Origin of the sequence: Ferdinandcohnia sp. FSL W7-1320, from assembly GCF_038050315.1 — a bacterium.
Lineage (GTDB): Bacteria > Bacillota > Bacilli > Bacillales > Bacillaceae_L > Ferdinandcohnia > Ferdinandcohnia aciditolerans.
In genome coordinates this window covers 733,164-753,674 of record NZ_JBBPAM010000001.1, presented here as the reverse complement: position 1 = coordinate 753,674, position 20,511 = coordinate 733,164, and the positions used below count along the sequence as shown (strand labels likewise).

At 37.8% G+C, this 20,511-nt stretch carries 15 protein-coding genes, 1 pseudogene and 1 riboswitch; of the genes and pseudogenes, 4 read left to right on the top strand and 12 right to left on the bottom strand.

Annotation, left to right across the window (positions count from 1 at the left end; all coding sequences use genetic code 11):
* Positions 1–18: 18 nt before the first annotated feature.
* The 5 genes from NST91_RS03670 to NST91_RS03650 form a co-directional block, all read right to left on the bottom strand.
* Positions 19–1,521 carry an NADH dehydrogenase subunit 5 gene (locus NST91_RS03670; RefSeq protein ID WP_341330059.1) on the bottom strand — a complete coding sequence of 501 codons (1,503 nt, stop codon included), beginning with the start codon at positions 1,519–1,521 and terminating at the stop codon, positions 19–21.
* A 140-nt stretch (positions 1,522–1,661) separates the two neighbouring features.
* Positions 1,662–2,027 carry a Na-translocating system protein MpsC family protein gene (locus tag NST91_RS03665; protein ID WP_121446930.1) on the bottom strand — a complete coding sequence of 122 codons (366 nt, stop codon included), beginning with the start codon at positions 2,025–2,027 and terminating at the stop codon, positions 1,662–1,664.
* A 275-nt stretch (positions 2,028–2,302) separates the two neighbouring features.
* Positions 2,303–3,037, bottom strand: coding sequence for an amino acid ABC transporter ATP-binding protein (locus NST91_RS03660; protein WP_341330058.1), 735 nt, complete (start codon positions 3,035–3,037; stop codon positions 2,303–2,305).
* Between the two features lie 18 nt (positions 3,038–3,055).
* Positions 3,056–3,802, bottom strand: a complete 747-nt coding sequence (locus tag NST91_RS03655; protein ID WP_341330057.1) for an amino acid ABC transporter permease — start codon at positions 3,800–3,802, stop codon at positions 3,056–3,058.
* 65 nt (positions 3,803–3,867) lie between these two features.
* Entirely contained in the window at positions 3,868–4,704 is an 837-nt protein-coding gene (locus NST91_RS03650) for a transporter substrate-binding domain-containing protein (RefSeq protein ID WP_341330056.1), read from the bottom strand.
* 99 nt (positions 4,705–4,803) lie between these two features.
* Positions 4,804–4,985, bottom strand: a riboswitch (Lysine riboswitch).
* A gap of 243 nt (positions 4,986–5,228) precedes the next feature.
* Between NST91_RS03650 and NST91_RS03645 the strand changes: the two genes are divergently transcribed.
* Positions 5,229–6,410, top strand: a complete 1,182-nt coding sequence (locus NST91_RS03645; RefSeq protein ID WP_341330055.1) for a NupC/NupG family nucleoside CNT transporter — start codon at positions 5,229–5,231, stop codon at positions 6,408–6,410.
* Positions 6,411–6,584: 174 nt separating this feature from the next.
* Here the strand turns inward: NST91_RS03645 and NST91_RS03640 are convergent, their stop codons facing one another.
* The 5 genes from NST91_RS03640 to NST91_RS03620 form a co-directional block, all read right to left on the bottom strand.
* Positions 6,585–7,754 (bottom strand): UxaA family hydrolase, encoded by a 1,170-nt coding sequence (locus tag NST91_RS03640; protein WP_341330054.1) that lies wholly within the window; start codon positions 7,752–7,754, stop codon positions 6,585–6,587.
* Positions 7,747–8,046 (bottom strand): UxaA family hydrolase, encoded by a 300-nt coding sequence (locus tag NST91_RS03635; RefSeq protein ID WP_341330053.1) that lies wholly within the window; start codon positions 8,044–8,046, stop codon positions 7,747–7,749. Before NST91_RS03635 ends, NST91_RS03640 begins: the two co-directional genes overlap by 8 nt.
* A 15-nt stretch (positions 8,047–8,061) precedes the next feature.
* Positions 8,062–9,330 carry a nickel-dependent lactate racemase gene (larA, locus tag NST91_RS03630; protein ID WP_341330052.1) on the bottom strand — a complete coding sequence of 423 codons (1,269 nt, stop codon included), beginning with the start codon at positions 9,328–9,330 and terminating at the stop codon, positions 8,062–8,064.
* Positions 9,331–9,637: 307 nt separating this feature from the next.
* Positions 9,638–10,747: a 2-keto-3-deoxygluconate permease gene (locus NST91_RS03625; protein WP_341330051.1), complete on the bottom strand. Its 1,110-nt coding sequence runs from the start codon at positions 10,745–10,747 to the stop codon at positions 9,638–9,640.
* Positions 10,725–11,894, bottom strand: coding sequence for a glycerate kinase (locus NST91_RS03620; RefSeq protein WP_341333478.1), 1,170 nt, complete (start codon positions 11,892–11,894; stop codon positions 10,725–10,727). The genes NST91_RS03625 and NST91_RS03620 overlap by 23 nt, the downstream gene beginning before the upstream one ends.
* A gap of 147 nt (positions 11,895–12,041) precedes the next feature.
* On the opposite strand from NST91_RS03620, the gene NST91_RS03615 reads away from it, so the two are divergent.
* The 3 genes from NST91_RS03615 (at position 12,042) to NST91_RS03605 (ending at position 15,833) form a co-directional block, all read left to right on the top strand.
* A complete protein-coding gene (locus NST91_RS03615) occupies positions 12,042–13,154 on the top strand; it encodes a CdaR family transcriptional regulator (RefSeq protein ID WP_341330050.1) in 1,113 nt (370 codons plus the stop codon).
* A gap of 115 nt (positions 13,155–13,269) precedes the next feature.
* Entirely contained in the window at positions 13,270–14,661 is a 1,392-nt protein-coding gene (gene bcaP / locus NST91_RS03610) for a branched-chain amino acid transporter BcaP (RefSeq protein WP_341330049.1), read from the top strand.
* Positions 14,662–14,942: 281 nt separating this feature from the next.
* On the top strand, positions 14,943–15,833 hold the full coding sequence (locus tag NST91_RS03605; RefSeq protein WP_341330048.1) for a cation diffusion facilitator family transporter: 891 nt from the start codon (positions 14,943–14,945) through the stop codon (positions 15,831–15,833).
* Positions 15,834–15,912: 79 nt separating this feature from the next.
* On the opposite strand, the gene NST91_RS03600 is transcribed toward NST91_RS03605, so the two are convergent.
* Together NST91_RS03600 and NST91_RS03595 are read right to left on the bottom strand one after the other, a co-directional pair.
* A complete protein-coding gene (locus NST91_RS03600) occupies positions 15,913–17,670 on the bottom strand; it encodes a putative bifunctional diguanylate cyclase/phosphodiesterase (protein WP_341330047.1) in 1,758 nt (585 codons plus the stop codon).
* A gap of 357 nt (positions 17,671–18,027) precedes the next feature.
* A pseudogene (locus NST91_RS03595) lies at positions 18,028–20,306 on the bottom strand (ATP-binding cassette domain-containing protein).
* Positions 20,307–20,511 lie beyond the last annotated feature (205 nt).

The following is a 20,511-nucleotide window of genomic DNA, read 5'->3' as shown; positions in this document are numbered from 1 at the left end:
ACCTCCTTGTGAAAGTGATTATTTTAGATAGCTTGGATGGCTTTCGGTAGACTTCATCTCTCCTTCTCCAAATTTTATAAACCAAAGAAAAAGTACTGCGGAAAAGGAGGATGTAGGATAACGGGAAGCGATCGCGCCCATTACACTACCAAATATTAATAGACAAACGACAATGAACACAATCGGCATAGGCAGTTGAAGACTTTGAAAAACAGGTGTATATAACCATTCTTTAAAAAAACTATGTAAAAGTAAGTAGACAGTTGCTGATCCTCCCAAAAGGAAAAGACCAGCCACTCTATCAATTCTTCCTTTACAATAAACAATTAACTGCATCCAAGAAAATGATAAGGACCATCCTACTATCAAAGCAGTCACAATGTCATAAGGTCCACTAGAGGACATCCTCCAATAAGCAATCCCAGTAAGTAAACCTAATCCATAACCAGCGAAAATCCACAAAATAGACGATCTTTTAGTATGATTAGAAGAGACTTCAATCCGGCGTATTGCCGAACCAGCCTGTAAAAAAAGAGTAGCCTTAAAAATACCATGTAATATGAGGTGGAGAATGGCTGCCGAATAAGCACCTAAAGCACATTGAATAAGCATAAAACCCATTTGCGCAATTGTAGAACCCACCAATTGACGTTTATAATCAACCTGTACCAAACTTATGCCACTACCGATTAAGACAGAAATACTTGAGAGAACAAGTAATAAAATCTGAGCTTTATCCCCATTAAACAACGGTGAGAAACGTGTTAGTATAATTCCGCCTGCATTTACAATCCCAGCATGCATAATTGCAGAAACGGGTGTAGGAGCCACAACAGACTCAATTAACCATTTATGGAATGGCCATTGGGCTGCTGGAATGATTACAGCCAAAACCAATAATAGATTTATTCCTGTTTTTTCCCATGTACCGATATGTGTCAGACTATCATTGGCCAAGATTAGAGTTAGCTTCCAGCTGCCCGTGATTTGAGACAACCAAATGATAGCAAATAGAAGAGCCAGCCAACTACCTGCAAATACCTGAGCAGAGAGTCTTGTTGCTACTCTCGTTACCTTCCACTCCCTCTTTATACTTATAAGAATCGTTAACCCAATAAGAGTAATCCCCCAACAACCGGCCAACAATCGAAGGTCATTACTTAACCAGGAAACAGAAGCCGTACCTGTTATAAGTGTGAAGAATGCAAAGTATTTTCGGTAAGAACGGTCTCCTAGTAAATACCTTACAGAAAAACGTTGGATGACAATCCCTATCGTCAGAACAAAACATGCCATAAGCCAAGCTAATGAATCCAAGTGCAAGGGGCCAACATTGTGATTCATATTGTTCATTAATAGAATCAATAATGACACCAAAGCAGGCAATGAAATGATCCCGATGTGGACCCGCACAAAACCTAGGGGCACCCGTTTAGATAGGAATACGAATCCACTTACCACAGATAAAAAAAGTGCGATAAAAAATAAGGTAAGTAGTATGGATATGCTATTCGAAATCATAAAACTTCCCTCCGTCAAAATGGACCGAACTTAAATAGTAATTAAATAAAAAAACCGAGAACTAGTACCAGTCGTAGTAACCACTGATACTTGTTCTCGGTCTATTTTTAACTGACTAATAAAGTCTTTTAAAAATCTCCCTAAACTAATTTTTTCTCTAAATCATTAAATAACTTAAACACGATAACTCGTTCTCCAGTACGAGTACTTAAATCAGTATGAAAACTTTTTACTTCTTCCCCAGTGATGGTTAAAATAATTTCTTTTAATCCATCCAAACCAGATTCAACTAACCCTGACCGAGTATGTTTGATTGATAGCATGCCATCCTTTGTTTGACAAACAGCATATTCCGCAGGAGTTAATATACCTTGTAAATAAACGATTATCATATCACGGAGAATATCTGTTTTAACGGAAACAGATCCACGCCCCAAAAAATCCTTTTCCCAATGAGTAATCGCTTTGCTAATTTCTGATTCGATGGACCCTTTTGTTTTCTTCAAGTAAATTCCCCCCAAACAAAAAAAACGGTATATTTCCAGACTATTCCCTCTAAGTCTAAAAATATACCGATTTGTCTTATTCTGTACTTCTAAATACAAAAAGATTGCTTCTTCATTCTACCAATTCTACATTAATAAAATGCTAAAGCTCTTTATTATTATTCAGAAGGTAAATAATATCACTCGGTTATTAATCTAAGTAATAATTTAATTGAAAATGATCAACTTGTCAATATTAAATTGACAGAGGATTGATTCTATTTATTTTTAGCTGCTTATACGATTGTACGTTTTAAGAATTCTCTAGTACGAGCTTGTGTCGGATTATTGAAGATGTGCTCTGGACTTCCTTCTTCAGCAATAACACCCTTATCCATAAATACAACTCGATCTGATACTTCTTTTGCAAATTCCATTTCGTGCGTTACGATTAACATCGTAAGACCAGACTCAGCGAGTTCCTTCATGACTTTTAGGACTTCTCCTACCATTTCTGGATCAAGTGCTGATGTTGGCTCATCAAATAACATCACATCTGGTTCCATCGAAAGTGCTCTTGCAATCGCTACACGTTGCTTTTGCCCACCGGATAACTGCTTTGGCTTAGCGTTAATGTATTTATCCATACCAACAACTTTTAAGTATTTCATCGCTACTCTTTCCGCTTCTTCCTTCGTGCGTTTCAATACTTTTATTTGCCCTACTACACAATTGCTTAGGACATTATGATTATTGAAAAGATTAAATTGTTGGAAGACCATTCCTAAATGTCTTCGGTAGGTAGCGACATCATGCTTGTTATCCAAAATATTTTCACCTTGATAGATAATTTGCCCACCGCTAGGTCTTTCTAATAGATTAATACAACGAAGAAGAGTTGATTTACCGGATCCGGAGGAACCGATGATGGAGACAACTTCTCCTTTATTCACCGAGAAATCAATATCCCTTAATACTTCATGAGTGCCAAAGGATTTGCTTAAATGTTGAATATCAATAACCTTTTCCATGTTCTCTCCTCCTTCTTCCTATTGTTGTTGATTAACTTGTATCGGTCGATCGTTCCCAATCATCGTATAATTATCAGAGCCATCTAATTTTCTTTCAAAGTATAATAGAATTCTTGTAACAATGAAGGTCATCACAAAATAAATCATACATGCTACGAAAAACGATTCAAAATATCTAAAGTTATTGCCTGATATCGATTTTGTCACGAAATATAATTCTGTCACTGAAATCACGTTCAGAACGGAGGTATCTTTAATATTAATCACAAATTGATTACCTGTTGCAGGTAGAATATTACGTATAACCTGTGGTAAGACAACGTTCCACATCGTTTGGAAATGATTCATTCCAATTGCATGTGCTGCTTCAAACTGTCCTTTATCAATCGAAACAATCCCACCACGAACATACTCAGCCATATATGCCCCTGTATTGATTGAGACAACAATGATCGCTGCAACAAAAACATTCATATCTATCCCAAATGCTAACGCAGAACCATAATAGATAACCATTGCTTGTACAATCATCGGTGTTCCACGGAAGAATTCAATATAGATGGAGAGGATGGCATTAATGACTTTTAAAAATATTTTGTTCACACCACGTTCGGGCATTGGAATTGTACGGATAACTCCTGCTAGCAATCCAATCATTGCCCCAAAGACCGTCCCGATAAGAGCGATCAAGAGTGTTAAACCCGCACCACGAAGGAACATTGGCCAGTTTTCGATAATTATTTTAATGACCCACTCAAAACTCATTTCTTCTCCTCCTTAGCCCTATATAACCGACTGTATGTTGATATACAGTCGGTTCCCTGTATTTATTATTCTGCTGCTGGTTGATTTTGAATAGCCGAATCCATAATGCTTGTACGTTCTTCTTCTGAGATACCTGATAAAATCTCATTGATTTTTTCTGTTAATTCGCTGCCCTTTTGAAGTCCGACAGCAATTGCTGTATCATCTTCTGAAGTTTCAAATCCATCTTCAAATTCCACCATTACAAAATTTTCATTAGCAGATGAAGCACTAATACCCTCTGGACGTTCTGACACGTAACCATCAATCATTCCTGATTCAAGTGCTACTCTCATTGCTGGGAAGTTGTCCATCGCCGTTTTCTTTTCGACACCTTCAATTTGGTCGATTACTGTATAGTGGAATGTATTTAATTGAGCAGTAATTTTTGCTCCTTTAAAATCTTGGATAGAAGTAGCACCTTCATAAGTGCTGCCTTTTTTCACAACCATAACTAAATTTGAAGTATAGTAATTATCCGAAAAATCGATTGTTTCTTTTCGTTCTGCTGTTGGTGACATACCAGCTATGATTGCATCAATTTTGCCTGATGTTAAAGCTGGTACAAGACCATCCCACTCTGTTTTTACAATCACTAATTCTTTACCTAAACCTTCAGCTACTTTTTTTGCAATTTCCACATCATATCCGCCTGCATACTCTGCAGAACCGTCTATTTTTACTGCACCATTGGAATCATCATTTTGAGTCCAGTTAAACGGTGCATATCCAGCTTCAAGACCTACCTTAAATGTATTATCTTCTGATGAACCAGAATCCGAACTATTACTTGTTCCACACCCTGCTAATAATAGAATGGTAGAAATGATTAAAACGAAAAATATTGTTAATTTGCTTCTCATGCTGTTTCTCCTCCGTATTCTTATAAATTTCGACAAAAAAACGACCTGAGATATACTCAGGTCGCAGTAAATTTGCCCTAAGGTCCTCTCTTTTATCTCAATTGAGATAGCACAACTCAATAAACTGGGGGTTTATTGAGACAGTCCTGCAGCTATTAACTGCAGACCCAGCATGTAATATTGAGGGTATTACAAACTTCGGCGACATTTCCTTCTCCCTAGCATCACTGTTTCCTCAAACTCCACTAAAGACTGTTAAATATCGCGCCTCTACCTCACTAGTAAAAGTGAGGCCTTATTTAATTGTGTTTTTATACTACAATAGTAACTACTAATCAGTCAACTACTAATTATTAGAAAATCCAGTAACTACTGTTTTAACATGGGATATATAAAAAAATAAGCCATCTATATCGTGTTCTTGTTATAAGAAATGGACAAAATATACATTGTAATCACATATAAAAGAGGTTACTATACCGAGAGTATGTACATAATGTTAAAAATACACCAGGAGGTTACATATGCAATATGCTCTTTCAGTTTTAGGTATTTTTGTTGTTTTGTTTTTGGCTTGGTTGGCAAGTTCCAACCGAAAAGAGGTAAAATATAAACCGATTCTCATCATGATTGTCATCCAAATTATTTTATCAATATTACTATTAAATACTAGATTTGGTTTCATTATCATCCAGGGGATTTCTGCTTTTTTTAATAAACTGCTTGAATATGCAGGCGAAGGGATTTCCTTTGTGTTTGGCGGAATGGCGAACGATGGAGAGGCTCCATTCTTTTTAACTGTATTGCTTCCAATCGTATTTATTTCAGTATTAATCGGAATTCTCCAGTATCTGAAAATTTTACCATTCATTATGAATGGGATTGGATGGTTATTAAGTAAAGTAAACGGGATGGGTAGACTTGAATCATATAATGCAGTTGCTTCATTGATGGTCGGGCAATCGGAAGTTTTCATCACACTAAAAAAGCAATTAGGTATGCTATCCAAACAACGGTTGTATACCCTATGTGCTTCCGCGATGTCAACAGTTTCAATGTCCATTGTCGGCGCTTATATGACAATGCTAAAGCCAGAATATGTTGTCACAGCTGTAATGTTAAATTTATTTGGCGGGTTTATTATCGCTTCTATCGTTAATCCGTACGAAGTAAATCCAGATGAGGATATGATCGAAATCCGCGATCAAAAAAAACAATCATTCTTTGAAATGATTGGAGAATATATCCTTGATGGATTCAAGGTTGCAGTTATTGTCGGTGCCATGTTAATTGGTTTTATTGCTTTAATGGCAGCAATCAATCATGTATTTGAACTAGTATTCACCATTTCATTCCAAACGCTATTAGGTTACCTTTTTTCTCCAATTGCTCTTATTATGGGGATTCCTTTATCAGAAGCAGTTAGTGCCGGAGGAATTATGGCGACAAAACTCGTGACAAATGAGTTTGTTGCGATGATGGATTTATCTGGAGGAAATCACCAATTTAGTGAACGGACACTTGGTATTCTGTCTGTATTCCTTGTTTCCTTTGCTAATTTCTCATCAATCGGGATTATTACCGGGGCGGTGAAAAGTCTCAATGAAGAGCAAGGGAATGTCGTTGCTGGTTTTGGTTTGAAACTTTTATATGGTGCCACACTAGTAAGCATACTTTCAGGTATTATTGTTAGTTTCGTTTTATAAATAACAACGTCTAAAAAAGAAAAAAAGGAACCTTCTCAGTTTCAAGTGGGTTCCTTTTTTGGTTTTTCCGATTTCGGTTTTGAAGGTTTCTACTTAGCAAATTTATTCAACTAATGGCTGATTCTGCCGGAAACGTTAACTTATTCTGATTGGCTGGAGACCCTGCTGAATAAGTTAAAAGGTCGGTCCTATTCTCCAAATTCCAAAGTCGTTTTGCTTCAAAATTTCTGATTTTGTCAGTTTTCCTGACGAGACAGATTTAATTTCATCAAAGATAGATTGTCCAACTGTTTGAACAGTCTCTTTACCTTCAATAATTGTTCCAGCATTCAAATCCATATTATCTCTCATACTATTAAACATTGGTGTGTTTGTTGAAATTTTAATAACAGGAGCAATCGGTGAACCCGTTGGCGTACCACGACCAGTTGTAAAGAGAACTACCTGTGCACCTCCCGCAACCATTCCTGTAAGCTGTTCGATGTCCTGCCCTGGAGTATCCATCCAGACAAGTCCCTTTTTAGTTGGAATCTCTGCATAGTCAACCAGTTCTTGAAGCGGACTGGTGCCAGACTTTGTAGCTGCACCAAGTGACTTTTCCTCAAGTGAACTTAACCCTCCAGCGATATTTCCTGGCGTAGGGTTACCAGTGCGGATATCAATCCCCATCATAAGCGCACGACCTTCTGCCTGCTTAATCTTTTCATATACTCGTCTGGAAGTATGGTCATCAACCGCTCGGTTCGCAAGTAAATGTTCGGCACCGATTAATTCTGTCGTTTCTGCAAGGATTGCTGTTCCGCCTGCTTTTACAATTAAATCACTCACATGGCCAACCGCAGGGTTCGCAGATAAGCCAGAACATGCATCCGAACCACCACATTCCGTTCCAATGATCAATTCACTAACATGACAAGGTTCCCTCATAATTGCAGAGGCATCCTGAACCATCTTTGCTGCAACTTTGGCTGCGTTAGCGATCGTTTGCAAGGTGCCTCCATTTTCCTGGATGGAAACAGTCTCAACTGGCTTTCCGCTTTTAGCAATCTCTTCTGCTACACTTCTTGCTTGATGTGTTTCACAGCCTAAACCTAGCACGACTACGCCATACACATTTGGATTAAGGCCAACACCAACATAGGTTCGGAAGGTTTGATCATAATCCACTCCAACCTGTGTACAGCCATGTTGATGAATAAAACTAACAGTCCCATGTACAAGCTGAGTAACTTGGTATGCAGCTTGGGTCGCACAGGTGATAGTTGGAAGAATCAATACATGATTACGAACCCCAACTTTTCCATCCGGACGTCTATACCCCATAAAATATTCTTGATTATTCATTTATATCCCCCCTACCTCGTGTTCCTTCAAGATTGTGTACATGGACATGCTCTCCTACCTCAATATCGCATGAAGCAACACCTATGATTTCACCGTATTTATAAATCTTTTCACCCTTTTTAATAGAATCAACGGCAAATTTGTGCCCAAAGGGAATGGAGTGTACGAGTTGTACATCAATTTTCCTATCACCATACGAAGCAGTAACAAAGATATTAGCCTCTAAATCTACTAAAACGGTCGCAACATTATCTCTCTCATTCATTAATACAGCCGAAAAACTTTGAGACATGACTTAGCCCTCCTATTAATCCTCAGAATCAACATACGGTATAGTTAATGGCCCTAACGGTAGTACCGCTACAGACATGTCTTTCCCATACTTTTCTTTAAGCTGTTCTAACGTTTGTTCAATATTGTGTGTTGGCTTCAGCATTGCCTGTGTCACTTGCTCATCTGTAAGTAGTGAATACACATAAACATCAGCCCACACTTGAATTACGGCCTGCTTTTGCACTTGCCACTGATCAAATGTTTTAAACTCTGGGTCATTGATCATGTCTAGGATTTCTTGTGGAGACTTGGCCATTTTTAAGATATCCCCGTAATTCCCATGGCTTGGAAGCCCATCAGAACATTCTGAAGCGATAATGATCGCTCCCCCTTTTTTCACAATTTTATGAGCAGCACTCATACCTTTTACAGCCTGGTACAGATTCTGATCGAGTGGATAGCCAGAATTTGAGGTTATGACGACATCAAAGCGCTGTTCACATTTCGTCATTGCGTGTTCTTTTGCATACGCACAACCTTTGTCATGGGCGGCAATTAATTCCCCAGCAAACACATTTGTAATCTGCTTATCACGATTCAAAGTGACATTCAGCATAAAATGAGGTTTACACATCATGTTAATTTCCCTTGTCATCTCCTGAAGAGGGTTATTCACCATATTTCCCCATGTTGCTAACGGATCACCAATCATCCGTGCATTATGGAAGGTCATAATCGTTTCAATTCCTGCGATCCCTGGCATGATTCCTTTTGGTCCACCTGAAAAGCCAGCAAAAAAGTGAGGCTCGATAAAACCGGTTACAATTCGAAAATCTGCTTCAACATATTCTTTGTTTAAATAAACGTCACAACCAAATTTACTATGCCCTACTTTGACAAGTGTTTCCTTATCATGACAACGATTATTAATAATCCGAACGTTATCAACAACCCATTGCCCTAGCATTTGAACGAACTCTTCTTCCGTTTGATCACGATGCGTTCCCGTTCCATTAATAATCACAAAGTTTTCAAGCGGAACATGGTTTAATTCCTTAATTAAAGCCGGAACAAGTTTTTCATTAGGCGTTGGCCGTGTAATGTCACTAATGACGATAGCTACTTTATCGGTTGCTTTCACCATTTCTGCTAAAGGAGGTGATCCAATAGGATTCTTGAGGGCTTCTTGTAATGCTCCCATTTCATCCTCAAGACCTGAGGGGTTTTGTGGTTCTAAAATAAGAGCATCATCCGGGACATTAATTGTTAAACTTTCTTTTCCATAAAGTAATGTTGTTTGCATTTTTTTCTCCCTTTCAACTCATGATGTTTTTAATAAATAACCACCCCTAGCCTCTTAAATGGCCAGGGGTGGAGCGTATTTGCTGCCCGATTTTTAGGCCCACAGGAAGTGGGTCATAAAGACGTTGCCACAGGACGTGGCGTTCTTAGTCTTTGAACTTACTGTCTCGAAAAACTACCTTTGAAAAATCGTGGCATCCGCCGGAGGCTATAACTTTATTCAGTTAGGGTCTGAACCCCAAATGATTGGTTCCTTTTATAACATTAATCGAAACACTCATAGGAGTGGGGACTTCTTCTGAATAAAGTTATACTGGTACTCCAGGGTCTTTTGGTGCTCCTGGGTTTTCCAGTTTTGCATCAATGCCTTTACTTCTTTGGTATTTATCCATTAGTATAACAGCAATTGGACAAAGAATGGCCGTCGTTAATACAGATATTGATATTTGCATCGTTGCTATGTTCGCAATATCCTGATAGGCTTGAGCTTCAGCAGCGCTCATCATACCAGAACCAGCTGCAACAGTCGCAGCCGCTGCAATTGCTGCCGGTGTACCTACAGCATTACCCGCTGTAGACGCTTCAGCCACCGGGGCAATTTGACTTTTCTCTCTAAACAGCTTAAACACGAGAATACCCGTTAATCCTGTTAATACGGTTGTCATAATTCCTAGAAGTAATCCAGCGCCAACAACGCTAGGGTTGAAGAATGTCATAAAGTTCATTCCTGCACCAAGTGCAAATGCAAAGAATGGAACCGGTAAGATTTCTCCTGGAGCCAAAAATTCACGAATTTCAGGGTCAAGATTCCCTAGGAGCATTCCTAGAGCAATCGGTAATAATACTGCGATAAAAGAAATAATTGGGAATTTGGAACCTAATAGGCCCAGTGACATTAAAGTAAAAAACGGTCCATCGTTTAATGATAGGACAGATACAGCACCTACATCCGACCTGTTTCCATATTGACCTGTTAAGGCAGCATACATCCCACCGTTACCATTTGTCATTGCAGCAATGATTGCCAATGTCGATAAACCAAGTAAACCATTCATAGGATCAAAAAAGTACCCAAACAAAAGTCCAATGGCAAGCCCAGTTAAATATTTTGATGTTGTCAGCAATACTCCTTTTTTCAAAGCAATCCCACCGACTCTAAGATTCATCTGGCTACCTGCGCAAAATAGGAATAATGCAATTAATGTTAATGCACCATTTTTAAATAATTGTTCAGAGAATCCACCAATCCGTAAAAACTCATAATGACCATCGGCAGTTGGAGCAACCCCCAAAGATTTTAAAGCCTCCATAACTGCTGGAATGTGCATTTGATCGACTGTATTAAATAACGCCCCTAACATTAAAGGTACAACCATCAATCCACCTGGTACTTTCTCAATTGTTTGCTTGATTTTCATTCCCATTTACCCCCTCTTTATTGAAAAAATAAGTGCGGCTTACTTGCTCAGCTGTTAGTTCTAACAATTTCTTTGATTCTTTCATCGCTTCGTCTAAGTTTATTGGACGATTTATTATGCTAAAAACCCCTATAATTCCATATTGGTATAATGTTTGAATTCTTTCACCAATGGAACCCGCGATAATGACCGTTGGAATATTAAGCTTCTTTGCTGTTTGGGCCACCCCCATGGGAGTTTTTCCATAAGCTGTTTGAAAATCCACCTGCCCTTCCCCAGTAATTACAAGGTCAGCCCCTTTTAGATTTTCTTCAAGCTTGGAGTATTCAATAACGACATCTACCCCTCTTTTCATTATGGATGGAAAAAATGCTTGAAAAGCTCCTCCAATTCCTCCTGCAGCCCCAGCTCCCGGTCTTTCATGCAACCGAATCCCCGTTACTTGTTCCACTACATTGCCCCAATGTGTAAGGTTTTTGTCGAGGACCCGAACCATTTCATCTGTAGCTCCTTTTTGCGGTCCAAACACATGAGAAGCTCCTTTTTCACCCACGAGTGGATTTTCCACATCAGAGGCAATTAAAAAATGACTTTCTTGGATTCGTGTATCAAAATGATCCATTCGTACTTCATGAATTTGATTTAACGCACCACCACCAAAGCCAATTTCCTGTCCTGACTTGTCCAGGATTTGCATACCAAGAGCCTGTAGCATCCCTACACCACCATCATTTGTGGCAGATCCACCAATGGCTAAGACAAAATTTCGATACCCTTCGTCAAGCGCTTTCTTAATTAATTCCCCAGTACCAAACGTCGTTGCAATTAGAGGATCCCGCTCAGAACGACTAATTAAATCCAAGCCCGATGCACTAGCCATTTCTATAATGCATGTCTCTTCATCACCTAGCACCCCGAAAGATGCTTCGATTGGTTTACCAAGGGGACCTGTAACAGTAGCTGAAACTTTATGTCCTTTTGTCGAAGAAACGAGATTTTCCATCGTTCCTTCTCCTCCATCCGCCACAGGTATTAACTTCGTTTCCGCATTCGGATATGCATTTTTTATTCCTTTTTCAATAGATAAGGCCGCTTCCATTGCAGTTACACTGCCCTTAAAGGAATCTGGCGCAATTATGATTTTAATTTTGTGTCCCTCCCTAACGCAAACGCTTACAATATTCTGTTTATTTAATTATAATGGACTTGCTTCAATTCTTCTTTATATGTAGAATACAAATAATTATATAAATTATAATGTCTTTTTGTACTCAATAACCAAAAGGAGAATTTGATGATTACTAGGGAAATTGCTGAGATGTTAGTAAATGAAACTTCGAAGGTCATGAACCTGAATATCAATATAATGGATGAAGAAGGAGTTATTATTGCAACAAGTGACCCCTCTCGTCAAGATTCGATCCATGAAGGTGCATTAGAAGTTATTAAAACTGGTAAGGTCCTTGAAATTACATCGGAAAATCAAGGCCAACTTCGTGGAACACAGCAAGGAATTAATTTACCGATACATTTTCATGGTGAGGTTGTCGGAGTCATCGGAATTACGGGGGAACCCTACATAATAAGAGACCGTGGTGGCCTTGTTAAAATGATGGCGGAATTAATGATTAAGCAAGCTTACATGGCATCCCAAACGGAATGGCGCCAAAAAACGAAAGAGACGATTATCGAAGAACTTTTGAAGGAGAAACCGAACACAATTAATATTGAACGCTGGCTTAGCCTACTTAATATGAAACTTACAGGACCTTTCGTCGTTAGCTTAATTGAGATTGTTGATTATGCTCTTTCAAGTCACTTGCTTATCAAAAATACAGAAGAAGTAGTTGGAAAAGGAGAAGTGTTGGCAGGATTTGTTCATGGCAATAAATTGCTGCTCCTATTAACTGGGGTAACCCACGAGAGTGCAAAAAAGAAGTTAACTTTCCTATGTAAAGAATTTGAAAAAATGAAGGTTCATGTTCGTTTAGCATTTTCTCCGCTAATCCAACACCTTCTACAGGTTAATCAAGGTTATCATGAATGTGAAATTGCGTTAGCCATCAGTAAACCTGAACAAAAGATCATTTCATATACCGACATTGAACCGAAAGCACTCGTTCACCAAATTAATCCAAAGCTAGCAACACAGTTTTCAGAAAGAATACTAAAAAGGAAGAGTGACCTTATTAATCATTTAGATACGCTTCAAGCGTTCTTTGACTCGAATTTAAATATAAAAGAAACGGCGAAAAAACTATATATCCATCGCAACACCCTTATTTACCGTCTTAACAAAATTAAAACAGAAAGCGGCTATGACCCTCAAAACTTTCATGATGCCTTTCTATTACAAATGGTCATTTGGGTACATAATAGAAATAGAACTAGCGCTCCCCATCAGTGAAAGGTGGATAGCTTTTTCATTTTCGACAAAAAAATTGGTAATTCGACAAAAACGATTGACCTTTTATTCATAAACATTTAGAATTTGTACATATTTTCAAAAAATGAGGGTTAGCATGAAAGATATATTATTCAGGAAAAAAAGTCTCGGAGAGTTACTCAAAAAAAAGGGAGATGTCCAGCTACCACAAACATTAGGTGCCTTTGATTTAATGCTACTTGGAGTGGGTGCCATTGTAGGAACTGGTATATTCATTCTTCCTGGGACAGTAGCTGCGGGGCACGCAGGACCAGGTATCGTTTTTTCATTTATTATAGCTGCGATAGTCTGCGCATTGGCAGCCTTGTGCTATTCAGAATTTTCTTCATCCGTACCAGTAACGGGTAGTGCATATACGTATGTTTACATTGTATTTGGAGAAGTAGTCGCTTGGTTAGTCGGATGGGCTTTACTATTAGAGTATGGCCTAGCAGTTTCAGCAGTTGCAACAGGTTGGTCTGCATATTTAAGTGCTTTATTAGAAGGTTTTAATATTTCCATTCCTAGAGCCATTTCTGGTTCTTTTAATCCGGCAGATGGAACATATATCAATATACCAGCTATAGCCATTATATTTGCCACTGCTTATTTATTAACACTCGGTATACGAGAATCTACGAAGATTAATATGATTATGGTATTTATTAAAGTAGGTGTTATTCTCTTATTTATTGGAGTGGGTATTTTTTATGTAGAGCCTGCTAATTGGCAACCATTTTTGCCCTTCGGAATGAACGGCGTTATAAGTGGAGCAGCCCTTGTTTTCTTTGCTTATCTTGGGTTTGATGCTGTTTCGTCAGCAGCTGAAGAAGTGAAGAACCCACAACGAAATATGCCAATAGGTATTATTGGTTCGTTATTAATTTGTACCATTCTTTATGGAGCTGTTTCCCTTGTTTTGACTGGGATGGTTTCATACACAAAGCTAAATGTAAGTGATCCAGTAAGCTACGTAATGCAAATCGTTAATCAAGATTGGGTGGCTGGTGTTATTTCACTTGGGGCTGTTGTAGGGATGATGACAGTTATACTCGTTATGTCATACGGAGGAACTAGACTTCTATACGCGTTTGGCCGTGATGGATTACTACCGAAAAGTATGTATGAACTTAGTAAAAAACATAAGACACCCGTTAAAAACACATGGGTATTTGCAGCAATTGTAGCTTTTTGTGCCGGCTTCGTTCCGTTGTCTAAGCTAGCTGAACTAGTAAACATGGGAACATTACTCGCATTTACAATTGTCTCAATTGGTATTCTTTATTTAAGAAAAGATAAGAATCTTCCATCTAATGGGTTTAAAGTACCGTTCTTTCCAATTTTACCGATTCTTTCATTCTTATTATGTTTATTTTTAATGTCCCAGCTCTCTGTCTTCACTTGGATAGCATGCGGTGTTTGGTTTGTATTTGGATTACTTTTCTATTTTGCCTATGGTAAAAAGCATAGCGTAATGAATAAAGAATGAGTTGATAAGAAGTGGGCATACGTTGTCATAATGTATGCTCATTTTTTTGTACCTAAAATTTGAGACACACTTCATATCGTCCCATAGAATTAACAGAAGTGACCAAATAAATGGTAAAAATATTATTTTGATATATTAATCATATTTGTGTAAAAGTTTCCCTCTCTCAAAACTTTTGCCTAACCTGTAATTTATTGTTTTCGCACAAAAACGTTGCCGTAGACTAACACGAAACCCCTTTGGTACAATAAATTTCAATGCTGAGTACCGGAGGAAGATAAATGGAACAAAGGTATCAAGATTTAAGGTTAGGAGAACGTGGTGCAATATTAAGTATTGCAGTTTACATACTTTTATCATGTATAAAACTAATCATCGGATATATTGCAGGTTCAGAAGCGCTGAAAGCTGATGGTTTAAATAATACAACTGACATTATTGCATCCATTGCAGTATTAATTGGGTTAAGACTTTCCCAAAAACCAGCAGATGACGATCACCCCTATGGTCATTGGAAGGCTGAATCTGTTGCCTCTTTAATCGCAGCCTTAATAATGATTGCTGTAGGTCTTCAGGTATTATACAGTGCAGCAATTTCTGTTTTTAATGGCAAAGCTGAATCACCTGATATAATAGCAGCTTGGACAGGATTCTTTTCAGCATTTATTATGATCTTGGTTTACCGCTATAATAAAAAATTAGCTACGAAAGTAAAAAGTCATGCAGTTATGGCTGCTGCTAAAGATAACCTCTCGGATGCTTGGGTTAGTATTGGGACTGCAATTGGAATTTTAGCTTCTCAATTCGGCATACCTTGGCTCGATCCAGTGGCGGCAATAGTTGTTGGATTATTAATATGTAAGACCGGGTGGGATATTTTTAGAGAATCCTCACATTACTTAACTGATGGCTTCGATATACATGCTTTAGAAGAGTATAAACAGACAATCTTAAATGTTAAGGGAGTTTTAGAAGTAAAGGATATTAAAGGAAGAACATATGGAAATAGCAATACTGTGGATGTTGTGATCTCTGTTCCAACTAATTTAGATATTACCGAGGCACATGAAATATCATCTAATGTGGAGGAAATGTTAAAGAACCAGTATAACATTTATGATGTTCATGTCCATGTGGAGCCAGTTGAAAATGAAAAATTAATTATGAATTGAACAGGATAATTTATTATAAAGAAGAAGTAAATTCACTTTGAATTTACTTCTTTTATTAGTGATGGGACAGTGAGTCAGGTTACGAGTTTAGTCCTTTTAATAGGTACTCTTCAAATGCTTGACTATTTAATGGTTTGCTAAAGTAAAAACCTTGTCCAAATAATAAACCATCTTTGTTTAGTTCGTTGACGTGTTCCTGTATTTCGATACCTTCTGCAATTACATTTAAGCCTAAAGTTGTTGCCAAAGTTAAAACGGATTTCACAATTGCTCTGCTTTCTTCATTCACATGAATATCTCTAATGAATGAAGCATCGACCTTTAATGTATCAATTGGAAGGTGTTTAAGGTAACTAAGCGAACTATATCCTGTTCCAAAATCATCAATTGAAATTTGAATCCCCAGCTGTCGGATTTGCTCAAGGATGGACGCAGCATCATTAACATCCATAAAAACACTTTCTGTTACTTCCATTTCGAGCCACTTTGGGTCTAAATCCGTTTCTTTTAGGATGTTCTTGACTGTATCGATAAATGTAGCGTCCTCAAGCTGTCGAATGGATACATTAACCGAAATAACCAATGATCGATATCCTTTTTCTTGCCATTTTTTCATTTGCTTACAGCTTTCCCGCAAGATCCATTCCCCTAACGGCACAATTAACCCTGTTTCTTCAGCCAATGATATAAATTTACCAGGTGAAATGGTACCTAACTCAGGATGTTTCCATCTAACTAAAGCCTCCATCCCAATTAGTTTTTGGGTAGAGAGATTTAGTTTAGGCTGGTATTCCAGATAAAATTGTTCATCTTTTATAGCCATTCGCAATGCATTTTCAAGCAGCCTGCGTTCTAATGATTCATTTTTAATTTTACTATTAAAGAATAAATAATGATTTTTCCCTTTATTTTTAACATTGTAAAGAGCATCATCTGCATTCTTAATCAGTTCCCTCGATGTATCACCGTCGTTGGGATAAGTAGCGACTCCAATACTGCATGTCATGATATACTCCTGTCCTGAAATGGAGATTGGAGTGTTAAACTTCGTTAGAATACGAGTAACATATTTTATTAAATCCTCTTCATCTTTTATATCCCTTAACAATACAATAAATTCATCCCCGCCAACACGACCTACTAGATCGCTTGGATTTATCGCGTCCTTTATATTTCTCGCAGCTTCAATTAATACTTGATCACCTACATCATGGCCCCACTGATCGTTAATCGATTTAAAATTATCAAGGTCAATAAATAGGACGGACATTTTCGTCGACGAGGCTCTATGTTTCCTGTCAAGAATTTCTCTATTTAACTCATTCATAAAAGAACGTCGATTTGGCAAATTTGTTAATGAGTCATGAAAAGCCAAATGATATATTTTTTGTTCGAATATCTTTCTGAATCGAATATCACGCATGACCACAAGAATTAAATCATTTTTTGAAAATGATGATTTATCAATGACACTAAAACTTGCCTCTATATCAATATACTCCCCTTCGTTATCACGGATTCGAATCTCAATATGTCTAACTGTTTTTTTCCTCTTGCAAAAGATTCTTATTTCCTTGTTAACTAGCTCTTGATCATCTGGATGAATCATTTCAAAAAGAGTAAGATGTCGGATGGAAGATAAGTCATACTTTAATATAGCTTCAAAAGAGGGAGATGCGTATTGAAAAGTCCCGTCTACTTCAATGAGACTAATTAAATCTGTCGTATTTTCAGCTATCAATCTATATTTTTCGTTTTGTTCCTCTTCTACTTGTTTTGCTAATTTAGAGCTTATGGATTTATCAGAGTAATCTAGAGTACGATGTAGGTTTTCCATTTTTTAAACCCCTTTAAGTTTACAATTACTATTTTTAAAACTTAGCAGAAGTAAATGCTAAATATGTAAGTGCGAACTTTCTTGAATGATTTTATATTAGCATCAACACAGGTTTTACGTCAATTTAAGATTCTTAACTTCGAGATATTTATCGTTCGAATAAATATAGAAAAAGAAATATCGTTAAAAAGAGTGAACCTTAAAGGCTCACCCCCCCCCCTTCTCAATCGAAATTTCTAAATTTTTTCAGACGATAAAATAGTTTTCTAAATCTTCGACTTGGTTAATTTCTTTCAATACAAAAAATAGCGATTGCTCCTGCACCAACTACACCGATCTTCATAGTTGCCCCCCATTTTATGTGGTATGTGCGATCACTCCATCCTTTAACCATTTCGCTGTCAATGTTTCTGCATATAGCATCTCTTCTGGTGTGCCTTCAAAAAGTATATGTCCTCCTTTTTTTCCTCCCCCTGGACCTAATTCGATTACCCAGTCACTCGCCGCTATAAAGTTTAAGTTGTGTTCGATTATAATGACAGAATTACCTCTATTTACAAGACTTTGAAATACGTCTAAAAGTTTTTCATTATCCTCTGTGTGCAGTCCTAAGGATGGCTCGTCTAATAGGTAGATTTGTCCTTCTTTCTGTAGGTGGCTTGCAAGCTTTAGACGTTGGATTTCCCCTCCGCTAAGAGAACTTGTCGTCTGTCCTAAAGTCAAATACCCTAATCCTACTTCTTTAAGCGTACGCAATCTCTTTATGATTTTTGGTATTTTAAAATAATGGGTAGCCTCGTCCGCAGTAAAATTTAATATCTCTACTATATTTTTATTCATGTATTTGTAGGACAGTGCTTCATCTGAATATCTCGTACCGCCACAGGTTTCACATGGGATATTTACCGGATCTGCAAATGCTACGTCTGGAGTTATTACTCCTTTTCCATTGCAAATAGGACATGCGCCTAATGAGTTAAAACTGAACAAACCCGCTGGTTGTCCTGTTTCTTTTGAAAATGTTGCCCGAATATCGTCCATAATTCCCATATATGTTGCTAGGGTTGAACGATTGGAGATTCCTATGCTGCCTTGTTCTACCATTATTGTCTCAGGATATTTTTTAGCAAATGCTCCCAACATTAAGGAGCTTTTACCTGAACCTGACACTCCACAAAAAGAGACTAAGACATTTTTAGGAATATGAACGCTAATATTTTTCAGGTTATTAGTAGCTGCATTGTTGATTTTAAAATAACTATTTATATCCCTTGGATTTTTATTTATGTTTACCTTTTTTGTTAAGGCAGTTGCGGTGGGAGAATTTTTTAGGCCTTCCAGTTTTCCTTGATAGACAACTTCCCCTCCATTTACACCTGCTCCTGGTCCCATTTCAATTATTTCATCCGCTACTTTTATAACTGATAGATTGTGTTCAATTACAATGACCGTATTGTGTTGGTCTTTTATCCGTTTTAGCATATGGATTAACATATTCACTTCTTCTGGGTGGAGTCCTGCACTTGGTTCGTCGAAAATGTATGTAATATTGTTTAGACTGCTCCCTAATTGACGAGCAATTTTCACCCTTTGAGCTTCGCCACTAGACAGAGTGCCCATTTCTCTTGACAAACTTAAATATCCTAGTCCCATGTGACTAGTTGTTTCACATGTGGAATGGCTTGTTGTGCGATTGATTCTCCCATAGGATTTTTTATGTTCTTAAGTTCTTCTACAATTTCTGGAAGCTCTAATTGATCGTACTCTGCGATGTTTAAGTTATTTATTCTACATTCTAATACCTTTGGATTCAGGCCTGAACCATGGCATGTTGGGCATAATGAGTGTGTAGAAACGGCTAAGACATCATCTTGAGAAACTTCTTTTAGCTTTGTGATATCTCTGTTTATATAAAGTCGCGTAAATCGAGGCAATAACCCATCCCACTCATGATCCTGAGGTCCATTTTTTGTATGAAACGGCGCATAGACTTTTTCTCCTTCTGGGGGACCGTATAATAGCAGCTGGAGTTCTTTTTCCGAGTAGTCTTTAATGGGTTTGTCTGGATCGAATAAACCACCGGTCATCATCCATCTGCCTTGCCAACCTGAAGGCGACAACGGTTTAAATTTCACTGCGTATTCTCGAAGTGATTGATTGAAATCGATAATCTTATGTAAGTCCGGCGTAATGACTTCTCCATATCCTCCACATTCTGGACATCTTCCAAAGGAACTTTGACTCGAAAAATCGGTGGCAGTACCTATGGATGGTTTTCCTATTCTCGAGAACAAAAGTCTAATCAATGGATCTATATCCATATAGCTACCTACTGTTGAACGTGAATTGCCCCCTACAGGTCTTTGCTCTACAACTATAACAGGGCTTAGGTTTTGCATAAGATCGGCGTGTGGTCTTTCATACCTTGGCATTTGATTTCTGACATAGAGAGGATAGTTCATTGTCATTTGTCTTCTACTTTCCGTGGCTAATGTATCAAAAACAACTGAACTCTTTCCAGAGCCAGAAAGGCCAGTAAAAACAATGATTTTTTCTTTTGGTAGCGTTAAATCTATATTTTTTAAATTATGTTCTTTTAGTCCTTTTAAAATGATTTCATCTTTCTTATCTGACATGTTACCATCCTTTCTATATGAATCTACTATGTTTTCTTCAGTACGTTACAAGTTTAGCCACCCTTAGTAAGAGGAATACCTTCCCTTATCGAAGATTGTTCTGATAAGTACAAGCGAGACACGTGTATAGTCCTTCGTCGGCGTCTTGAAGGTCCGAACAAGCATGTCAGTCTCTTGCAAAGTCCTTCATCGGCGGTATGAAGGC

Coding starts and splice junctions, on each gene's coding strand:
- NST91_RS03605 (WP_341330048.1), top strand. CDS start 14,943: ATGGAACAAAGGTATCAAGATTTAAGGTTAGGAGAACGTGGTGCAATA.
- NST91_RS03660 (WP_341330058.1), bottom strand. CDS start 3,037: ATGGAAAAGGTTATTGATATTCAACATTTAAGCAAATCCTTTGGCACT.
- NST91_RS03635 (WP_341330053.1), bottom strand. CDS start 8,046: ATGTCTCAAAGTTTTTCGGCTGTATTAATGAATGAGAGAGATAATGTT.
- bcaP (WP_341330049.1), top strand. CDS start 13,270: ATGAAAGATATATTATTCAGGAAAAAAAGTCTCGGAGAGTTACTCAAA.
- NST91_RS03600 (WP_341330047.1), bottom strand. CDS start 17,670: ATGGAAAACCTACATCGTACTCTAGATTACTCTGATAAATCCATAAGC.
- NST91_RS03655 (WP_341330057.1), bottom strand. CDS start 3,802: ATGAGTTTTGAGTGGGTCATTAAAATAATTATCGAAAACTGGCCAATG.
- NST91_RS03640 (WP_341330054.1), bottom strand. CDS start 7,754: ATGAATAATCAAGAATATTTTATGGGGTATAGACGTCCGGATGGAAAA.
- NST91_RS03645 (WP_341330055.1), top strand. CDS start 5,229: ATGCAATATGCTCTTTCAGTTTTAGGTATTTTTGTTGTTTTGTTTTTG.
- NST91_RS03625 (WP_341330051.1), bottom strand. CDS start 10,747: ATGAAAATCAAGCAAACAATTGAGAAAGTACCAGGTGGATTGATGGTT.
- NST91_RS03650 (WP_341330056.1), bottom strand. CDS start 4,704: ATGAGAAGCAAATTAACAATATTTTTCGTTTTAATCATTTCTACCATT.
- larA (WP_341330052.1), bottom strand. CDS start 9,330: ATGCAAACAACATTACTTTATGGAAAAGAAAGTTTAACAATTAATGTC.
- NST91_RS03670 (WP_341330059.1), bottom strand. CDS start 1,521: ATGATTTCGAATAGCATATCCATACTACTTACCTTATTTTTTATCGCA.
- NST91_RS03615 (WP_341330050.1), top strand. CDS start 12,042: ATGATTACTAGGGAAATTGCTGAGATGTTAGTAAATGAAACTTCGAAG.